Source organism: Variovorax sp. AC194, assembly GCF_979257995.1.
The window spans coordinates 3,585,599-3,604,787 of the sequence record NZ_OZ409823.1; the positions used below are offsets into that span (position 1 = coordinate 3,585,599).

Genomic DNA, 19,189 nt, shown 5'->3' on the forward strand with positions numbered 1-19,189 from the left:
CGGGCTGCCGCAGAATGGGCGCGCCACCCCGATCCGATGACGACCACGTTCACTTCCTCCACCGTGCCCGCGCAGCCCACGCTGCGCCTTGCGTTCGCGCTGTCGATGGGCGCGGCCGTGTCGCTCGGCATCACGCGTTTCGCCTACGCCTTGCTGTTGCCGCCGATGCGCGCCGACCTCGGCTGGAGCTACGCGCTGGCCGGCGGCATGAACACCGCCAACGCAGTCGGCTACCTCGTCGGCGCGCTCGTGACGCCGGCGCTGATGCGGCGCTTCGGCGTGATGCGGCTCCTCGTCGTCGGTGCGGTGCTGGCCAGCGTGTTCATGGCGGGCAGCGGCTTCGTGACCGACGCGCCGGCCTTGCTGCTGCAGCGCTTGCTGGCCGGCGTGGCCAGCGCGTGGGTGTTCGTGGCGGGCGGGTTGCTGGCCGCGCGGCTCGGTGAAGCGGATGCGCGAAGCGGCGCCGCGCGAAGCGGGCTGCTGCTGGGCATCTACTACGGCGGCACGGGCTTCGGCATCCTGTTGTCGGCGCTGCTCGTGCCGCAGGTGCTGCGCTGGGCGTCGGACGTGCCGCACGGATGGACCTGGGCGTGGTGGGCATTGGCGCTCGCGAGCGGCGTTGCGACCTGCCTGTTGGGCTGGGCCGCGCGCGCGATGCCCGATCCGCCGGCCGCGGCAATGCCATCGGCCACCAGCGCGATGCAGTCCGCGACCGAGCCAGGGGCCGTGCGCCAGTTCGGCTGGGCGCTCGCGGGCTACGCGCTGTTCGGCATGGGCTACATCGGCTACATGACCTTCGTGATCGCGCTGCTGCGGGAGCAGGGCGCCAGCGCCGGCTTCGTCACCGTGTTCTATGCCTTGCTGGGCATCGCCTGCGTGGCCTCGTCGCGCCTGTGGGCCGGGCTGCTCGACCGCTACCGCGGCGGCCAGCCGCAGGCGCTGCTGAACGGGCTGCTGGGCGTGGCCACGCTGCTGCCGGTGCTCAGTCCCTCGGCGCCGGTCGCGCTGGCCTCGGGCGTGCTCTTCGGCGGGGTGTTCCTGTCGGTGGTGGCCTCGACCACCGCGCTGGTGCGCCACAACCTGCCGCCGGCACGCTGGGCGCAGGGCATCAGCCTGTTCACCATCGTCTTCGCGCTCGGGCAGATCGTCGGGCCGACGGTGACGGGCTGGATCTCGGACGGCCCCGGCGGCCTCGCGCGCGGGCTGGTGGCTTCGGCGATCGCGCTGTGGCTCGCTGCGGTGCTGGCATCGCGCCAGCATGCGCTCAAGGAGATCGAATGACGGAGCAAGACGACACGACCGGCTTCGCGCTGTTCGACACCCCCATCGGCATGTGCGCGCTGGCGTGGGGGCCGCTTGGCCTCGTCGGTGTGCAACTGCCCGCCGACGAGGGCGAGCCGGCCACGCGGGCGCGCATGCGCCACCGCTTTCCGGACCTGCGCGAAGGCCCGCCGAACGACATGGCGCAACACGCCATCGCCGCGATCCAGGGCCTGCTGCAGGGCGTGCACGACGACCTGAATCACATCGTGCTCGACATGCGCGGCGTGTCGGAGTTTCACCAGCGCATCTACGCCATCGCGCGAAGCATTCCGCCGGGGCAGACGCGCACCTACGGCGAGATTGCGGAAGAACTCGGCGACAAGGGCCTGTCGCGCGCCGTCGGGCAGGCCATGGGCCACAACCCCTTCGCGCCCGTGGTGCCGTGCCATCGCGTGCTGGCCGCGGGCAACAAGCCGGGCGGCTTTTCGGCAGGCGGCGGCGCGCTGACCAAGCTGCGCATGCTCGGCATCGAGGACGCGCGGCCGAACGGGATGGCCTCGCTGTTCTGAGCCGGCTCAGGCAACAGCCGCGGGCAGCCTATGGAGCGTCGCGATGCGCGACGCGAAGATGATCACCGCCTGCAACGCGAACCCCGCGAGCGCAAGCAGCAGGCAGGCCGGCTCGCCCCACGCGGCGCCCACGACGCCACCCAGCGCGGCGCCGATGGGCCGGGCGCCCGAATTGATCGTGAGGAACACTGCCGACACGCGGCCCAGCATCGTCGAGGGCACGACGCTCTGCCGCAGCGTGGTGGACGTGATCACCCAGACCATCGGCCCCGCGCCGAAGAGAAAGAACGACAGCGCGGCCAGCGAAGCCAGGGGAAAGACCAGCGTCGCCGCCATCACGCCCGCCGCGATCACCGCCACGGCGGGGCCGACCTGGATGGCGCGGCCGAAGGGCAGGCGCGCCACCACGCGCGACGTCAGCAGCGCACCCACCACCATTCCCGCGCCATACATCGCCAGCGTGAAGCCCACGGATTGCGCACCGAGCCCGAGCACCCGCACCGCATAGGGCACATACCCGGCCTGCAGCACGAACCACGAGATGTTGAAGACCGCGCCGGTGATCGCCATCGGCCGCAGCAACTCGTGCTGCCAGACGAAGCGGGCGCCGTCCTTCACTTCGAGCAGCGGATGGCGCGGCGCGGCAGGCGAACGCGGCGCTTCGGTCAGCCGCAGCAGCAGTGCGACGGCCGCCACGGACAGCACGGCCGCCAGCACGAAGGCCGCCGAAGCGCCGGCCCATGCGACCAGCGCGCCCGCGAGTGCGGGGCCGGCGGTGAATGCCGCGCTGCGTGCGAGTTCGAGCCTTCCGTTGGCCAGTGCCAGCGCTTCACGGGGCACGAGCGCGGGCACCAGGGCCGGCGCCGCGACGCTGAAACCCACGGTGCCCACGGCTCCCAGAAACCCGAGCACCGCGAGCCACGCGATGCTGAGCTTCGACGCGAACACCATGGCAAGGAGCATCAGCAGCGACACCGCGCGCAATCCCTCGGCCCACACCATCAACCGCTGGCGCGACATGCGATCGGCCAGCAGCCCGAGCGGCATCGAGACCAGCAGGAAGGGCAGCGTCTGCACTGCCGCGAGAAAACCGATCTCGCCGGGCCCGGCGCCGAGCATGAGCACCGCGACCAGCGGCACGGCGGCAAGGCTCAACTGCTCGGCGGACTGGGCCGCGAGGTTGGACCACGCGAGATTCTGGAAGGAGCGGGGAAGGGCGTAAGACATGCGATGAAGCTCGAGTAGAAAAGCCGATCGTCCGGCGCCATCCCTTCTTGCGCTGGCCATTTGCGGACGTGAAAGCGGACGTGAAAGCGGACGTGAAAGCGGACCCGAACGCGCCGCGGTCATCGCCGCGTTTTCGGCTTTGCGTCGGTATCTTTCGCGGTGATCGCCGCCATCACGAAGTCGATGAAGGCCCGCACCTTCGCCGCCGGCAGGTGGCGCGACGGGTACAGCGCGTAGAGCGGAAATCGCTCGTCGGGCCAGTCGGGAAAGAGGTCCACGAACTCGCCGCTGTCCAGCTGTGACTGGATGCCCACCGCCTTGATCTGCGCCACGCCGACGCCCGCGAGCGCGGTCGCGAGGATGGTGCCCGCATCGGTCAGCAGCAGGCGCCCGATGGTGGGCACCTTGACCAGCTTGCGCCCGCGCTGGAACTCCCATGCATAGGGCTGGCCCGTGACCGGATTGCGCACCTGCAGGCACGCGTGGCCGACGAGGTCCGCCGGCTTTGCGGGGCGGCCGTGCCGTTTCAGGTAACCCGGCGTGGCGACGGTGACGATGCGCGTGTCCATGAGCTTGCGCGCGACCAGCGAGGACGAAGGCGGTTCGCCGAAACGCACCGCGATATCGAAGCCCTCGGCCACCAGGTCGCCGAGCTGGTCGCGTGCGACGAGTTCGAGCGACAGCTCGGGGTACAGGTCGAGAAAGCGCGGGAGGTGCGGCGCGAGCAGAAGGCGCGAGGTGAAGGCATCGGTGTTCACGCGCAGGCGACCGCGCACCGCGCCGGACGACCCCGTGGCGATCGTCACCGCATCTTCGATGCCGAGCACCAGCGGATTGACGTTGGCGTAGAGCAGCCGGCCTTCGTCCGTGAGGCTGAGCGAGCGCGTCGTGCGATCGAACAGGCGCACGCCGATGCGCGCCTCCAGCCGCGCGATGGCGCGGCTGACACCCGAAGGCGTGAGGCCCAGCGCGTTGGCCGCGCTCGCAAAGCTGCCGCCTTCGACGACGGCGGCCAGCACGCCCACGTTGGAGAGGAGTCGTCCGTCGAGTGCCATTTTTTCATTCGTGATCGGGTGTCATGAATGATATGCCACTGGGTCGCTTTACTCAAAGGCGCGCTGTTCCTACATTCGTTCCATTGCATTCATTCACTGGAACAAAGGAAATTCTCATGTACGCAATCACCGGTATCACGGGCAATGTCGGCGGTGCCGTCGCACGCACCTTGCTGGCACAAGGAAAGCCCGTTCGCGCGGTCGTTCGCGATGCGGCCAAGGGCAAGGCCTGGGCAGACCTCGGCTGCGAAGTCGCCATCGCCGAGATGGAAGATGCAGGGGCGCTCGCGCGCGCTTTCGCCGGCGCCGAAGGCGTCTTCGTTTTGCCGCCGCCGAACTTCGACCCCACGCCCGGTTTTCCGGAGGCGAGGGTCGTCATCGATGCGGTGCGCCAAGCGCTCGTCGCTGCGCAACCCGCGCGTGTGATCTGCCTCTCGACCGTCGGCGCGCAGGCCACGCAGTCGAACCTGCTGAGCCAGCGCACCTTGATGGAAGAAGCATTGGCAACGCTGCCACTGCCCGTCACGTTCCTGCGGCCCGCATGGTTCCTCGACAACCTGGCCTGGGACATCGCGCCGGCGCGGGAGCAGGGCGTTCTCTCCAGTTTCCTGCAGCCGCTGGACAGGGCCGTGCCGATGGTGGCGGCGGCCGATGTCGGACGGGTCGCGGCCGAACTGTTGATGCAAGAGGGCGCCATCGAACGCATCGTCGAACTAGAAGGCCCCGAGCGCGTGAGCCCGAACGCGATCGCCGCGGCGCTCTCGCAGGCGCTCGGCCGGCCGGTGCATGCGCAAGCAGTGCCGCGCGAAACCTGGGGCGCGCTTTTCCGCGCGCAAGGAACGAAGGACCCGATGCCGCGCATCCAGATGCTCGACGGATTCAACGAGGGATGGATCACGTTCGAGGGCACCGATGCGGCCGTGCGGAAGGGCAAGGTCGGCATTGCGCAAGTGATCGAATCGCTTGCCGGCTGAGGCTCGGTTACAGCTATCCCCCGATAGATTTCCTATCTATATCTTTTAAGCCTGCATCGCGGGTACCCAATGCCCACAAAGAGGCCTAGAGTCCTCGCGTCCTAAGCTTCGGATGAGTTCTTCGTGCTCACCCGCGCCTTCGAGCCGGGTGGGCCCAGCCCCCCACCTCCACTCGCTTTTTAGGGAGTTCCCCGGCACGCGTTGCACAGCGGCGCTGCACTCCTTTGAAAGCTGAGGTGGTGAGATGAACAAGTGTTTCCGGACGGTTTGGAATGAAGCGCTTCGCGCGTGGGTGGCGGTACCTGAACATGCCTCCACAGGAGGCGCGCCAGGAGCAGGCGGCGCTTCTTCAAGTCGCAGACGCCCTCCCTCGGACGATGCGGCCACGCCAAGCCGGGGGGACTTGGCGCTTTTGCTCATGCGTATCGCGGTTGCATCGGCCGTCGTCGTCGCAATGCCTTCCGCGCTGGCCAGCACCGTGGGCATCGGCTCGGGCAGCGTGGCGGGCGGTTCTGCGTGCGGTGCCGATGGCGTCGGCCCCGACGGAGTCACCAAGTACACCTACAAGGCTGCCACCGACGGGAGCGGCGGCTTCGCATCGGTGATGGGCTGCGCGGCACAAGGCAACGGCATGTTCGGCGCCACCGTTCTTGGCGCGTTCTCCAATGCCTCCGGCGATGCCGCCACCGCTGTCGGACTGGGAGCGAATGCAGCCAGATTCGCGTTTGCCGGCGGATACCAGGCATTTGCAGGCAATGAGGCGGTCGCGCTCGGGTTCAACGCCGCAGGCACCCAACTTGGCGCGGTGGCCATCGGTCGCGCAGCCAGCGCTCGCAGCACGTTTGCCATTGCGATGGGCGCCGACAGCACGGCGCTCGGAACCTCGTCGATCGCATTGGGCTCGCAGGCCAATGCAGTCTTCGCCAACGACATTGCAGTCGGTACCGGCGCGTTCGCGAAGGGCAATACGGCTGGCGATGGGCCAGCCACGGCCTTCGGCCGGGGCGCGAGAGCCACCGCGGTCGGCTCGACGGCTTTCGGTGCGGCCGCGAACGCGGCGGGCGCCATCTCCATCGCGTTCGGCTACAACGCGATCGCAACCGGGCAATACGGCGCCGCATTGGGAACGTCGGCTATAGCGGGTGGCGGCCAGAGCGTCGCGATGGGCGCATTTGCCAACGCCGCGGGATCTTCCGCCATCGCCATCGGCGAGTCGGCCACGGCGCAGGATGCTTCGGGCATTGCGATCGGGCGCCAGGCAAGTGCCGTCGGTGCGTTCGGCGTGGCCATGGGAGACGGCGCGCAGAGCGGCGACACCGGCGCAAACGTGGCGATCGGCGCGGGCGCCACGGCCAACAGCGCGACCACCGATGGCGGCGCGGTCGCCATCGGCTCCGGGCAGCAGGCCACGGGCAACGGCGCCGTGGCCATCGGCGACCCCAACACGGCGACCGGCACCGGCGCCGTCGCGCTGGGCGCAGAGAACACCGCGGCCGGCAGCGCCGACGGCACCGTCGCGGCCAACGGGCCGGTGGCCCTGGGCAATGCCAACAATGCGATCGGGCAGGGCGCTGTCGCGTTGGGCCATTCGAACAACGCGATCGGCCAGGCCGCGCTCGCGTTCGGAAGCGGCTCCAGCGCCACCGCGGCGGGCGCCGTGGCGCTGGGCCAGACCGCGACCGCGGGCGCGGATTCGGTGTCCATCGGGACCAACACGGTGTCGGGGGCGGGCGGGCCCTCGGTGGCCATCGGGTTGGCGGCCAATGCGAGCGGGGCGTTGGCCACCGCGGTCGGCCCTCAAGCCCAGGCGACCGCACCGAGTTCTGCCGCTTTCGGCCAAGGCGCCAATGCAACGGGATTTGGCGCGACGGCAGTGGGGGCTGGCGCCAAGGCATTGGTAGGGGGCGGCGCGACCGCGGTCGGCAACAACGCAGTGGCTTCGGCGGCGGACAGCGTTGCGCTCGGGAGTTCGGCCAACGCCATGGGCACTTTCGCGGTGGCGATCGGATCGCAAGCGCGAGCGCAGGGCCTGGGTGCCCTCGCGGTGGGCTTCACGGCCAACGCGGCGTATGACGCGAGCGTGGCGATCGGCAACGGCAGCGCGACATCGGCCACCCTGGCGGCACTGCAGGCCACGGCGGCCTACGTGCCTTTCGCGGGGGCCCCGATCGCCGGGGAGACGCCGGTGGGCGAGGTGGCCGTTGGATCGAGCTTTGTGCAGCGCCGGCTCACCAATGTGGCCGCGGGCGGTGCGCCGACGGATGCGGTCAACGTCAGCCAGCTTTCGACGACCGCCTCTTCGCTGTCCACGGGATTGAGCACGGCGACGAGCGACATCTCCAGCCTGTCCACCGGCCTGAGCACGACCAACAGCAGCGTGGGCAGCCTGTCGACATCCACGTCATCGGGCCTGAGCACGGCCACGAGCAACATCGAGAGTCTGTCGAGTTCCACTTCGACGGGCTTGAGCACCGCCGTCAGCGGGATCGGCAGTCTTTCCACGGGGCTCAGTACGGCCACGAGTGGCATATCGAGTTTGTCGACTGGGTTGAGTACGACCAACAGCAGCGTCGACAGCCTTTCGACGTCGACCTCGACGGGACTGAGCACTGCAACCAGCGGCATCGCCAGCTTGTCCAGCGGGTTCAGCACAGTCACCAGCGGCATTTCGAGTTTGTCGACGGGGCTGAGCACTACGAACAGCAACGTCGACAGCCTCTCGACATCAACATCGACGGGATTGAGCACTGCGACGAGTGGCATCACAAGTTTGTCTACCGGCTTGAGCACGACCAACAGCAATGTCGATAGCCTCTCGACGTCCGCCTCGACGGGCTTGAGCACCGCGACGAGTGGCATCACAAGTCTGTCTACTGGCTTGAGCACGACCAACAGCAACGTCGACAGTCTCTCGACATCGACATCAACGGGGCTGAGTACGGCGACGAGTGGCATCTCGAGTTTGTCGACCGGCTTGAGCACGACCAACAGCAACGTCGACAGCCTCTCGACATCGACATCGACGGGATTGAGCACTGCGACGAGTGGCATCACAAGTTTGTCGACCGGCTTGAGCACGACCAACAGCAACGTTGATAGCCTCTCGACATCCACCTCGACGGGCTTGAGCACCGCGACGAGCGGCATCACAAGCCTGTCTACTGGCCTGAGCACGACGAACAGCAATGTCGACAGTCTCTCGACATCGACATCGACGGGCTTGAGCACCGCGACAAGCGGCATCTCAAGTCTCTCGACTGGATTGAGCACAACCAATAGCAACGTCGACAGCCTCTCGACATCGACGTCAACGGGGCTGAGTACGGCCACGAGTGGCATCTCAAGTTTGTCGACTGGGCTGAGTACGACCAAGAGCAACGTTGATAGCCTCTCAACCTCGACATCGACGGGACTGAGTACCGCGACGAGCGGCATTTCAAGCCTTTCGACGGGCCTGAGCACCGCCACAAGCGGAATCTCCAGCCTCTCGACGGGCTTGAGCACTGCAACCAGCGGGATCTCCAGCCTGTCCACCGGACTGAGCACGACCGCCAGCACCGTCGACAGCCTCTCGACCTCTACCTCCACAGGCCTGAGTACCGCGACAAGCAACATCTCCAGCCTGTCCACCGGCCTGAGCAGCACGACCAGCAACATCTCAAGTCTCTCGACCGGCTTGAGCACCACCGACAGCACCGTCAACAGCCTGTCGACATCGACGTCCACGGGCTTGAGCACGGTCACGAGCAACATCGGCAGCCTCTCGACGGGCCTGAGCACGAACACCAGCGGCATCTCCAGCCTCTCCACGGGCCTGAGCACCACCAACAGCAACTTCGCGAGCCTGTCGACCAGCGTCATCGGCGCGACGAGCGGCTTCGGCAGCCTGTCCACCGGCCTCAGCACGGTCGAGAGCAATGTCAGCACGCTGAGCTCGACGGTCACCAGCATCTACAACGGCGGCACCAAGTACTTCCATGCCAACTCGTCGGCCGGCGATGCGGATGCCAGCGGGCAGGAGGCGGTGGCGATCGGGCCGCAGTCGGTGGCGAGCGGGGCCAATTCGTTCGCCGCGGGCAACGGCGCGAAGGCGACCGAGGCGGGCGCGGTGGCGATCGGCTTCGGCGCGCAGGCGACCGGCGCCAACGCCATCGCGATCGGCCCGGGCGCGCTGGCCACGGGGTCGCAGGCCATCGGCGTGGATTCGCGCGCCGGCGGTGGCGGCGTCGCGCTCGGCGACAAGGCCGATGCGGGCGGCACGCCGCTGAGCCAGGCGCAGAACATCGTGCAGGGCACGGCCGTCGGCTTCGGCGCGGTGGTGCAGCAATCGGGTGGCGTGGCGCTCGGCTCGGGCTCGGTGGCATCGACGGGCGCGGGCGCGGCCGGCTTCGTGCCGGCAAGTGCGACGGCGCAGCAGGCGCAGGCGATCAAGGCCACCACCGGCACGCAGGCGGCGGTGTCGGTGGGCGATGCGGCCACGGGCCAGTTCCGCCAGATCACCGGCGTGGCGGCGGGCACGGCCGACAGCGACGCCACCAACGTGGCGCAGCTGCGCGCCACCACGGGCGCGGTGGCCGCGGGCAGCGTGCAATACGGGACCAACCCCGACGGCTCGGTCAACTACGGCCAGGTGACCCTGGGCAACGGCCAGGCGCCGGGCGGCACGCGCATCTCGAACGTGGCGCCGGGCATCGTGGCCAGCGACGCGGTCAACCTGGGCCAGCTGCAGGGCGTGCAGGGCCAGGTGCGCGACATCGCCCGCATCGCGTACTCGGGCGTGGCGATGGCCACCGCGATGAGCTCGCTGCCGCAGGCGATGACGCCGGGCAAGACGCTGATGTCGGTCGGCGTGGGCTACTACTCGGGCTACAGCGCCGTGGCCGTCGGCTTCTCGCAGCGTTCGGAAAGCGGCAGCTGGGTCTACAAGGTCAACGGCTCCTACAGCGGGCAGAAGTTCAACCTGGGGGTGGGGGTCGGCTACGAGTGGTAGCGGGCGGCGCGTGGTTCGGAGGAGGGCGCGAGCATCTCCTCGAACCACGCCGCCACGTGCTGCGCTTCGGGCGCGGCGTCGGGCGCGAGGCCGTAGTAGTAGCGGCTGAGCGTCATGCGCAGCGCGGGCAGCGGCGACTGAAGGCGGCCCGAGGCCAGGTCGTGCGACACGAGCGAGGTCGGCGCGAGCGCGATGCCCAGGCCATCGACCGCCGCCTGCAGCACGAAGTGCAGGTGGTCGAACTGCAGCCGGCCCACGGGCTTCGCGCGCGGCGCGCCGACCTGCTTCTTCCAGGCGTCCCAATCGTCCTTGCGCGTGCGGGCCGAGAGCTGCACGTGCGATGCGAGCGCGCGCAGGTCCGCCAGCGGATGCGTCTTGAACAGGGCCGGTGCGCCGACCACCAGCACCTCGTCTTCGAGAAAGGGATGCACGTCGATGGAGGAGGGCCAGCCCTCGAGCCCGCGGCGCACCGCGATGTCGAAGCTGTCGGTTGCTTGCTCGGGCGTCACCGTGCTCGTGGTGACCTGCGGCTCGATGTCGGGGTGGCGCTCGACGAACGCCGGCAGGCGCGGAATCAGCCAGCGCACGGCGAACGAAGGCCGCACGTTGATCCGCACCGCGCGGGCCGGGCCTTGCGCCTGCAGCGCCTGGGCGGCTGCGTTGATCTGCGCCAGCGCCGGGCCGGCCTCGGCGAAGAACTGCTGGCCTTCCGGCGTCAACGTGACCTGCCGGACGCGCCGCTCGAACAGCGCGACGCCCAGGCATTCCTCCAGGCTCTTGATCTGCCGGCTCACCGCGCTGTGCGTGACATGAAGCTCCTGCGCCGCGCGCGTGAAGCTCTGGTGGCGGGCCGCGGCGACGAAAGCGCGCACGGCGTTCAGGGGCGGTTCTCGAAGCGGCATGTGTGCGATTTTCTCACGCATGCGGGGCGTTAATCTCGTTTGTCAGCCCGCCTTGCCGCGGCGCACCATGCGGTCCCGATGCCTTCAACGCCCCTCACACCTGCCCCCGCTCCCGCGCCCAGCACCACCGACCTGAATTCCCGCCACGCAGCCATCGCGCTCGGGCTTTCGCTGCCGGCCGACGTCGTTCTCTACCTGCTGCTGCCGATGTATGCCAGCCAGTTCGGCGTGACGCTGGCCGAGGCCGGCATGCTGCTCGCAGCCAACCGGCTGGTGCGCATCGCCGGCTACCGCTGGGTGGCGCGCTTCTATGCGCGCAACGGCGACCGGCCGACCTGCACCATCGCCGTCGTGGCCGCTGCCGTGTGCGGCGTGGGCTACGCGACGCTCTCGGGCTTCTGGGCGCTCTTGCCGTTGCGGTTGATGTGGGGGCTGTGCTTCGCGGCGCTCAATCTCTCGACACAGGCGCTGGCCACGGCCGACCCCATCGGCGCGGCGCGCCGCAATGGACGCTCGCGCGCGTTCATCGCCATGGGGCCGGTAATCGCGCTGCCGCTGGGCGCGTTGATGGCCCACTGGATCGGGCCGCGCGCGATCTTCGGCAGCCTCGCGGTGTTCTCGCTGCTGGCGGTGTTCGCGGCCCGGCGGCTGCCCTCGGCGCCGCATCGCTCGCACAAGCCCACGCGGCGCTTCCAGTGGCCCAACAGCCTGGACGGCTGGTCGTTCATGGAAGGGCTGGCGCTCGACGGGCTCTTCATCGTCGGCCTCTCGTACCTCGGCAAGGACCTGCTGCCGGGCGGCGCGGTGATCGTGGCCGGCTTGCTGATGGCGCTGCGCTACCTCGCGGAGATTTTCCTGAGCCCGGTCGGCGGGCACCTGGCCGAGCGCTTCGGCGCGGAGCGGCTGCTGGTGAGCCTCTCGCTCGTGACGGCCGTGGCGCTCGTGGGCTTCGGCCTCGGCTGGCTCTGGAGCTGCGCGGCGCTCATCGTGGTGTTGCGCGCCTTGCAACTGCCCTTGCTGTCGCCCATCGTGGCGCGCCGCACGCCGGGGCCCGAGCGCGTGCAGGCGCTGGCCGCGCGCTCGGTGTGGCGCGATATTGGCGCGGGCGCTGGTCCGCTCATCGCGGGGCTGCTGCTGCCGGTCGCGTCGCCGCCGTGGATCTACGGCATCGCCGCAGTGCTGCTGGCCATCATGGCGATCGCTTGCGGCCGGAATCCGTCGTCCCATCCGACACCTAACGCCCAGGAGCCAACGTCATGAACACTTCCCACGCCATCGAAACCGTCGCGCAGCTCGAGGCTCTGTTCGGTCAGCCGGGCGAGGCTTCGCTCAAGAAGGAAGTGGCTTATCTGCACCCGGCTTACCAGGCGCTGATTGCCGCATCGCCCTTCGCAGTGCTCGCCACGACCGGCCCTGGTGGCCTGGACGCCTCGCCGCGCGGCGACCCGCCGGGCTTCGTGGTGGTGCAGGACGAGAAGACGCTGCTGCTGCCCGAGCGCCGCGGCAACAACCGCATCGACAGCCTGCGCAACATCGTGGCCGATCCGCGCGTGGCCTTGCTGTTCCTGATCCCCGGTGTGGGCGAGACGCTGCGCGTGAACGGAAGAGGGCGCATCACCGTCGCGCCGGACGTCATGGCGCGCTTCGCGGTGGAGGGCAAGCTGCCGCAGTGCGTGATCGAGGTGCAGGTGGAGACGGTGTACTTCCAGTGCGCCCGCGCGATCCAGCGCTCCAAGCTCTGGGCCCCGGTGGCGGCGGATGCGAAGCGCGAGGTGCCGACGGCCGGAGCCATTCTTTCCGCGTTGACCGATGCGGCGTTCGACGGGGCGGCCTACGACCGTGAGTTGCCCGCCAGGCAGCAGGCCACGCTGTACTGAGCTGGGACGGGGCCGTGGCGCGGCCGCAAAAACCCGCGCGGCGCGGGCTACAAGATGTCACGCAAAAGGCGCTTCCGGCAGGGCGCGGGCAGCCGGTTCAGAGGGAGCGGCAGTGTAGACTGCCAAGTTTTTCCATCTGGCGGTAATGGTGCAAGTGTCAAGGCGCACAGGCTTCACCGGCTCGGCGCTGATTCGCTTGCTCGCTCGACTGACCGACATCGAAGTCCCCGAGCCCAAACAGGCTTTTGCGGATCGATTGAGTCAATGGCTCGGCTGGACCGATGCCATCTCCCTTTCTGCAGCGTTGAACGGCGGCGTGGCCGGCGTGCCTTCTGGCGCGCGCGCAGCCGGCAACCCCGAGGAACGCGAATGCGAGCGCGTGCGCAGCGCGATGGCCAACGCCATCGCGGAGGACATGCACAGCGTCGCCAAAGACAACACCGCCGACTTCCCGGCCTACCGCCGGCGCTATCACGCGAGGCAGCAGGCCATGGAGACGAGCATCGGCCCCTTGCGCGGCCGCCTGCGTTCGACGCTGGCGACGCGCTCGCCCGACATGGCGCGGCTGGCGGCGGTGGATGTGGTGATGGAACAGGTGCTGGGCGCTCAGGAGCATCGCCTGCTGGCGAGCGTGCCGGCGACGCTCGAGAAGCACTTCAAGCGCCTGAGCCGGGCCCCTGCAAACGCCGATGCAAGCGCTGATGCAGATGCCGGCACCGAGGCCGGCACCGACGCCGAGCCCGCCGCATGGCTGGCCGTGTTCCGCAAGGACATGCACGACGTGCTGCTTGCCGAGATGGACGTCCGATTTCAACCGGTCGAAGGGCTGCTCGAAGCCCTTCGCGCGAGCTAACCAGAGTTTCATGACCCAACTTCTTCATCGCATCGTCTTCATCGTCGGCCTCGCCGCGGTCTGCTGGGTCGGCATCGGGTACATCGGCTCGAACCCGCTGGCGCTGGCGATCACCGTGCTCATCGGCGCGTTCTACGTGATCGGCGCGCTCGAGCTGCACCGCTTCGGGCAGGCCACGACCACGCTGGCCAGCGCCGTCGCGGACATGACCGGGCCGCCGTCCACCCTGGGCGAATGGCTCGACAAGCTGCATCCGTCGCTGCGCAACGCGGTGCGCCTTCGCATCGAAGGCGAGCGCGTCGGCCTGCCCGGCCCGAGCCTCACGCCGTACCTGGCGGGCCTGCTGGTGCTGCTGGGCATGCTGGGCACTTTCCTCGGCATGGTGGTCACGCTGAACGGCACGGGCACCGCGCTGGAGAGCGCGTCGGACCTGCAGGCCATGCGCGCCTCGCTGGCCGCGCCGGTCAAGGGGCTGGGCGTGGCGTTCGGCACCTCGCTCGCGGGCGTGGCGACGTCGGCGACGCTGGGCCTTCTGTCGGCCCTCGCGCGGCGCGACCGGATGCAGACCGCGCAGTCGCTAGACACCCGGATCGCCACCACCTTGCGCGTCTTCTCGCAAGCCCATCAGCGTGAAGAGTCCTTCAAGCTGCTGCAGCGCCAGGGCGAGGCGATGCCCGCGCTGGTCGACCAGCTGCAACTGATGATGGCGACGATGGAGCGCCAGAGCCAGGCGTTGAACGAGCGCCTGATTTCCAGCCAGGACAGCTTCCACGGCAAGGCCGAGTCCGTGTACGCGGGCCTGGCTTCGTCCGTCGGCCAGTCGCTGAAAGAGGGCCTTGCCGACAGCGCCCGCATCGCCGGCGCGACGATCCAGCCGGTGGTCGAAGCCACCATGGCCGGCATCGCGCGCGAGACGGCTGCGCTGCATGCCACCGTCGAGCAGAGCGTGCAACGGCAGCTCGACGGCCTCTCCACCCGCTTCGAGTCCAACACCGCCACCGTGGCGGACATCTGGAAGACTGCGCTCGCCGGTCAGCAACGCACGAGCGAGGCGCAAGCCAACGACCTGCGCGCCACGCTCGCGCAGTTCACGCAGACCTTCGAAGAGCGTTCGGCTTCGCTGGTGGACGGCGTTTCCACGCGCCTGGAAACCACGGTCGAGCGCGTGTCCGACAACTGGCGCAGCGCACTCGCGCAGCACGAGCGCGCGAGCGAAAGCCTCTCGGGGGACACGCACCGCGCGCTCACGGCCGCCGCAGCCACGTTCGAACAGCACTCGGCATCGCTGCTCAACACGGTGGGCCAGGCACACACCGACCTGCAGACCGAGATGGCATCGCGCGACCAGCAACGCCTGGCCACCTGGACGCAGGCGCTCGAAACGATGGCCGTGTCGCTCCAGCAGGAATGGCAACAGGCCGGTGCCCGCAGCGAAGCCCAGCAGCAGGAAATCTGCAAGACGCTGGCAGAGACCGCCAGCGACATCTCCGCCCAGAGCGAGGCTCACGCAAGGAGCACCATCGCCGAGATCGGCCAGCTCATGCAGGCCGCCTCCGAAGCGCCCCGCGCCGCGGCTGAGGTGATCGCCGAGCTGCGCCAGAAGCTCTCGGACAGCATGGCGCGCGACAACGCGATGCTCGACGAACGCAGCCGCATCCTCGGCACATTGGAGACACTGCTCGATGCGGTGAACCACGCCTCCACCGAGCAGCGCAGCGCCATCGATGCGCTCGTGGCCACCTCGGCTGATCTGCTGGACCGCGTGGGCTCGCGCTTCACCGACAAGGTCGATACCGAAACCGAAAAGATGGCCGACGTCGCCGCGCAGATCACCGGCAGCGCGGTGGAAGTGGCGAGCCTGGGCGAGGCCTTCGGCTTCGCCGTGAAGCTCTTCACCGAATCGAACGACAAGATGAGCGCGCACCTGCAGCGCATCGAAGGCGCGCTGGGCAAGTCGATCGCGCGCAGCGACGAGCAACTGGCGTACTACGTGGCACAGGCCCGCGAGGTCATCGACCTGAGCATCTCGTCGCAGAAGCAGATCGTCGAAGACCTACAGCAACTCGCCGTGCAGCGCGATCAGCGCGATCACCGTGCAACGGCGGGCAGCGAAGCGTGATGACCGAGGACCTCGACGCCGGCACGGAAGCGACGGTCCCGGTCTGGGCCGTGTTCGGCGACCTGATGTCGGGCCTGCTCGGCGCCTTCGTGCTGATCCTGGTCTGCGTGATCGGCATGCAGCTCGAACTTGCGACGAAGCTCGAAACCGAGGTCAAGCAGCGCAAGGTCGAGGCCGAACGGCTGCAGACGCTCGAGCAGGCGCTGGCCGGGCCGCTCGCGGCGGGCCGCGTGACGCTGAACAACGGCCGCATCGGCATCAGCGGCAGCGTGCTGTTCGCGCTGAACTCCGCCGAGCTGCAGCCCGAAGGCCGGCAACTGCTCAAGAGCCTGGCCGCGCCGCTCACCGCGTACCTGCAAGCCCGCGACGAGATCCTGATGGTGAGCGGCTTCACCGACGACCGACAGGTGCGCGGCGGCAACCGCCAGTTCGCGGACAACTGGGAGCTCTCGGCGCAGCGCGCGTTGACGGTGACACGCACGCTGATCGAAGAGGGCATTCCGTCGTCCGCGATCTTTGCCGCGGCGTTCGGCGCCGAGCAGGCGGTGGCGTCGAATGCCGATGCCGATGGGCGCTCGAAAAATCGGCGCGTGGAGATGGCGCCCACGCCGAAGCGCTCCGACGCAAAGACAAAGCCGCGTGAGTAGCAGCGACGAAGCCAGCGGAATCGATGCAACGCTCGGCGCATGGCGCGAGCGCGGGGCGCATCGCCTCGACCCGGTCCGCTTCCACTTCATCGAGACGCTGGCCCGGCGCGCGGCGGACCACGGCGGCGAGGCGCGGCGCATCCTCGACGAGAAAGTCATCGCGTTGCTCGCGGCCTATGGCGACGATCTCGAAAAGATGCCGGATGCGCAAGCCACCGCGGTCGAGCCACGTGCGCATGGGCCGCTCGCGGAACTGACCGGCCACATCGCGCAGCACGCATCGTCCGAGCGGATGGACCCGGCAACCAACGAGCTGAAGGTGCTCCCGTTTTTCCGGAGCACATGGTCCAGGCTCAGCGCCGAACGGCGGCTCACGCAATCGCTGGCGAAGCTGCCGCAGAACGCCGGCCCGCTCAACTCGCACAACCTCGTGCATCAATCGCTCACGCTGATGCGCGAGCTCTCGCCTGAATACCTCAACCTGTTCGTGTCGTATGTCGATGCGCTGCTGTGGGTCGATCAGGCGAACGCCCCGGCGAGCAACGAAGCGCCGCGCGCCGAGAGCGGCAAGAAGACTGCGCGCAGCAAGTCCGGCTGAGCCGCAGGGAGCGGTTCAGCGGAGCGATGCCCGGTGCCGCTCGCGCAACCGCAACACCAGCAGGCAAACCGTGGCCGCAAGCAGCAGTGCCGCGGCAACGACTTCCGACAGGATCGTGAGGTTCGCCGTGCGGGTGTGCCAGGCCATCGGCGCCAGCGCATAGTGGCCGAGCCCGTCGAAGCCGAGCAGGGCATAGGCGGCGACAAGCAGAAGGCCCGTCATCACGAACCGCTTGCGGATGAGCAGGAACCCGATCACCCCCACCGACGTGATGCCCACCCAGGCCGCATAGACCTTCGCGCTGGTGAGCGAAGCCGGAAGATTCGGGTACTCGCAGATGAACTCGGCGTTGTGAGTGAAGTGTCCGAGGCTCGTCAGGAAGTACGCCACGGTCAGGACAGCGAGCAGCTTGGGGAGGCCGGAGAGGCGAGGGATTGAATTCATCGTGCCCTAATTTTTTCGCGTGACCGGCACGTTCACGTTCCACTTCTGCAGGGGGGTGCCCACAGCGCGTGCGCAGGTGACCATGACATTGCGCCCCGTCAGCCCGTAGCTCTTGGGTGTCCATCGGGTTTCGAGCGGAACGGTGCACCGCGGGACCAGGATTTTCAGGTTCGGCTCGAGCGCCACCCATCCGCTGTGAGTGGCCGCGTTCTCCTTCGCGACAAAGTCGCGAGCCTCCTGCCGTATCTCGAAGAGGCCATGCATCTCGGCGGTGGAGCGATCGGTCTCGATGCTCCACGAGGCAAGGCAGGGCGCCGATGCAAGCGGCAGCAAGGCAAGCAGCAGGGCCCGGCCGCCGTTCATCGCTGCGCTCAGGCCCGCCCCGCCGCCGCCTGCTCGGCCCGCGCATCGTGCCCGATGATCAGCACCAGCACGAACGCCACCGCGGACAGCAGCGCGAGAAAGATCACCGCGTAGATGTCGTTGCCCATGCGGTCCTTCAGCGCGCCGAAGATCGTCGGGCCGATGTAGCCGCCCAGATTGCCGATGGAGTTGATCCACGCGATGCCGGCCGCGGCGGCGGTGCCGCTCAGGATGGCGGTGGGGAGCGTCCAGAACATCGGCAGCGCGCTGAAGATGCCGAACGCGGCGAGCGTCACGGCCGCCATCTTGGGCACCGGCGCGCTGGTTTCCGCGGCCGCGACGAGGCCCACGAAGATGCACGCGAGCGGGATCAGGAGGAACCACTTGCGCTCCTTCTTCGCGTCGGAGGCGCGGGTCCAGAACACCATCGCGATGGCGCCGATCAGGTAGGGAAAGGCGTTGATGAAGCCGATCTCCACGTTGCCCAGACCTCCGAAGCCCTTGATGATCTGCGGCAGGAAAAAGCTCAGGCCGTACAGCGGCACGGTGATGCCCATGTAGACGAACCCGAGGCCGATCACGCGCGGATTCAGCAGCGCCTGCTTCCACGAGATGGTGTGCAGTGCCTCGCGGCTGCGACGCTCGCCGTCGAGCGTGTGCTGCAGCCAGTCGCGCTCTTCGTTGGAGAGCCACTTCGCATCCTTGGGACCATCGGGCAGGTAGAAGAGGATGAAGAAGGTCAGGATCAGCGAGGGGATCGCCTCCAGGATGAACAGCCACTGCCAGCCGTGCATGCCGCCCACGCCGTCCATGTTGAGGATGTAGCCCGAAATCGGCGAGCCGATCACCGTGGAGATCGGAATGGCGAACATGAACCAGCCCACGATGCGCGCGCGGTACGCCGCCGGAAACCACAGCGTGATGTAGAAGATCACGCCCGGAAAGAAACCGGCCTCGGCAATGCCGAGCAGAAAGCGCACGACATTGAAGCTGGTCGAGCCGCCCACCCAGGCCTGGGCCGCGGAAAGAATGCCCCAGCTGAACATGATGCGGGCGATCCAGCGGCGTGCGCCGAAGCGCTCCAGCGCCATGTTGCTCGGCACCTCGAAGAGAAAGTACGCCAGGAAGAAGATGCCGGCCGCGCTGCCGAACACCGCGGCGGTGAAGCCCAGGTCCTTGGACATCGCCGACCCGGCAAAGCCCAGGTTCACGCGGTCCAGGTAGGCGATGAAGTAGCTGATCATCAGGAGCGGCAAGAGCCGCCAGCTGATCTTGGAGATGGTTCTCTGTTCGACGGGGTTCACGGTA

Annotated in this window: 16 protein-coding genes and 1 pseudogene; 11 read left to right on the forward strand and 6 right to left on the reverse strand. The window is 68.5% G+C overall.

Translation table 11 applies throughout. The features are described from left to right. Positions 1–36 precede the first annotated feature (36 nt). Together ACZYRS_RS17160 and ACZYRS_RS17165 are read left to right on the forward strand one after the other, a co-directional pair. Positions 37–1,281, forward strand: a complete 1,245-nt coding sequence (locus ACZYRS_RS17160) for a YbfB/YjiJ family MFS transporter (RefSeq protein WP_463420200.1) — start codon at positions 37–39, stop codon at positions 1,279–1,281. Next, positions 1,278–1,832, forward strand: a complete 555-nt coding sequence (locus ACZYRS_RS17165) for a methylated-DNA--[protein]-cysteine S-methyltransferase (protein WP_198783720.1) — start codon at positions 1,278–1,280, stop codon at positions 1,830–1,832. Before ACZYRS_RS17160 ends, ACZYRS_RS17165 begins: the two co-directional genes overlap by 4 nt. Positions 1,833–1,838: 6 nt before the next feature. On the opposite strand, the gene ACZYRS_RS17170 is transcribed toward ACZYRS_RS17165, so the two are convergent. Continuing rightward, entirely contained in the window at positions 1,839–3,059 is a 1,221-nt protein-coding gene (locus ACZYRS_RS17170; RefSeq protein WP_463420201.1) for an MFS transporter, read from the reverse strand. A 119-nt stretch (positions 3,060–3,178) separates the two neighbouring features. Further along, positions 3,179–4,114: a LysR family transcriptional regulator gene (locus ACZYRS_RS17175; RefSeq protein ID WP_463420202.1), complete on the reverse strand. Its 936-nt coding sequence runs from the start codon at positions 4,112–4,114 to the stop codon at positions 3,179–3,181. 116 nt (positions 4,115–4,230) lie between these two features. On the opposite strand from ACZYRS_RS17175, the gene ACZYRS_RS17180 reads away from it, so the two are divergent. From ACZYRS_RS17180 to ACZYRS_RS17190, 3 genes and pseudogenes are all read left to right on the forward strand, one after another. Continuing rightward, the gene (locus ACZYRS_RS17180; protein WP_463420203.1) at positions 4,231–5,088 is read left to right on the forward strand and encodes an NmrA family NAD(P)-binding protein; all 858 of its coding nucleotides are present in this window, start codon (positions 4,231–4,233) and stop codon (positions 5,086–5,088) included. A gap of 244 nt (positions 5,089–5,332) precedes the next feature. Beyond that, positions 5,333–7,378: pseudogene (locus ACZYRS_RS17185) on the forward strand (ESPR-type extended signal peptide-containing protein); the annotation flags it as partial. Positions 7,379–8,764: 1,386 nt separating this feature from the next. Further along, a complete protein-coding gene (locus ACZYRS_RS17190; RefSeq protein WP_463422497.1) occupies positions 8,765–10,078 on the forward strand; it encodes a YadA family autotransporter adhesin in 1,314 nt (437 codons plus the stop codon). Here the strand turns inward: ACZYRS_RS17190 and ACZYRS_RS17195 are convergent. Further along, positions 10,066–10,980, reverse strand: a complete 915-nt coding sequence (locus tag ACZYRS_RS17195; protein WP_463420204.1) for a LysR substrate-binding domain-containing protein — start codon at positions 10,978–10,980, stop codon at positions 10,066–10,068. The two genes, ACZYRS_RS17190 and ACZYRS_RS17195, sit on opposite strands and share 13 nt — an antisense overlap. A gap of 78 nt (positions 10,981–11,058) precedes the next feature. On the opposite strand from ACZYRS_RS17195, the gene ACZYRS_RS17200 reads away from it, so the two are divergent. The 6 genes from ACZYRS_RS17200 to ACZYRS_RS17225 all read left to right on the forward strand — a co-directional run bounded on the left by ACZYRS_RS17200 (position 11,059) and on the right by ACZYRS_RS17225 (position 17,074). After that, complete coding sequence (locus tag ACZYRS_RS17200; RefSeq protein WP_463420205.1) at positions 11,059–12,240, forward strand: MFS transporter; 1,182 nt, start codon at positions 11,059–11,061, stop codon at positions 12,238–12,240. Further along, positions 12,237–12,857 carry a pyridoxamine 5'-phosphate oxidase family protein gene (locus ACZYRS_RS17205; protein ID WP_463420206.1) on the forward strand — a complete coding sequence of 207 codons (621 nt, stop codon included), beginning with the start codon at positions 12,237–12,239 and terminating at the stop codon, positions 12,855–12,857. The genes ACZYRS_RS17200 and ACZYRS_RS17205 overlap by 4 nt, the downstream gene beginning before the upstream one ends. 145 nt (positions 12,858–13,002) lie before the next feature. Further along, positions 13,003–13,710 (forward strand): DUF3348 domain-containing protein, encoded by a 708-nt coding sequence (locus ACZYRS_RS17210; protein WP_463420207.1) that lies wholly within the window; start codon positions 13,003–13,005, stop codon positions 13,708–13,710. Positions 13,711–13,720: 10 nt separating this feature from the next. Next, positions 13,721–15,829: a DUF802 domain-containing protein gene (locus ACZYRS_RS17215; protein ID WP_463420208.1), complete on the forward strand. Its 2,109-nt coding sequence runs from the start codon at positions 13,721–13,723 to the stop codon at positions 15,827–15,829. Next, entirely contained in the window at positions 15,829–16,476 is a 648-nt protein-coding gene (locus tag ACZYRS_RS17220; RefSeq protein ID WP_198783730.1) for an OmpA family protein, read from the forward strand. Before ACZYRS_RS17215 ends, ACZYRS_RS17220 begins: the two co-directional genes overlap by 1 nt. Continuing rightward, positions 16,469–17,074 (forward strand): DUF2894 domain-containing protein, encoded by a 606-nt coding sequence (locus ACZYRS_RS17225; RefSeq protein WP_463420209.1) that lies wholly within the window; start codon positions 16,469–16,471, stop codon positions 17,072–17,074. Before ACZYRS_RS17220 ends, ACZYRS_RS17225 begins: the two co-directional genes overlap by 8 nt. A 15-nt stretch (positions 17,075–17,089) precedes the next feature. Here the strand turns inward: ACZYRS_RS17225 and ACZYRS_RS17230 are convergent, their stop codons facing one another. From ACZYRS_RS17230 to ACZYRS_RS17240, 3 genes are read right to left on the reverse strand one after another with little or no spacing between them, the layout of a single operon-like run. Continuing rightward, the gene (locus tag ACZYRS_RS17230) at positions 17,090–17,518 is read right to left on the reverse strand and encodes a hypothetical protein (protein WP_463420210.1); all 429 of its coding nucleotides are present in this window, start codon (positions 17,516–17,518) and stop codon (positions 17,090–17,092) included. Between the two features lie 6 nt (positions 17,519–17,524). Continuing rightward, positions 17,525–17,881, reverse strand: a complete 357-nt coding sequence (locus ACZYRS_RS17235; protein ID WP_463420211.1) for a hypothetical protein — start codon at positions 17,879–17,881, stop codon at positions 17,525–17,527. Positions 17,882–17,889: 8 nt separating this feature from the next. Next, positions 17,890–19,185, reverse strand: a complete 1,296-nt coding sequence (locus ACZYRS_RS17240) for an MFS transporter (RefSeq protein WP_198783733.1) — start codon at positions 19,183–19,185, stop codon at positions 17,890–17,892. Positions 19,186–19,189 lie beyond the last annotated feature (4 nt).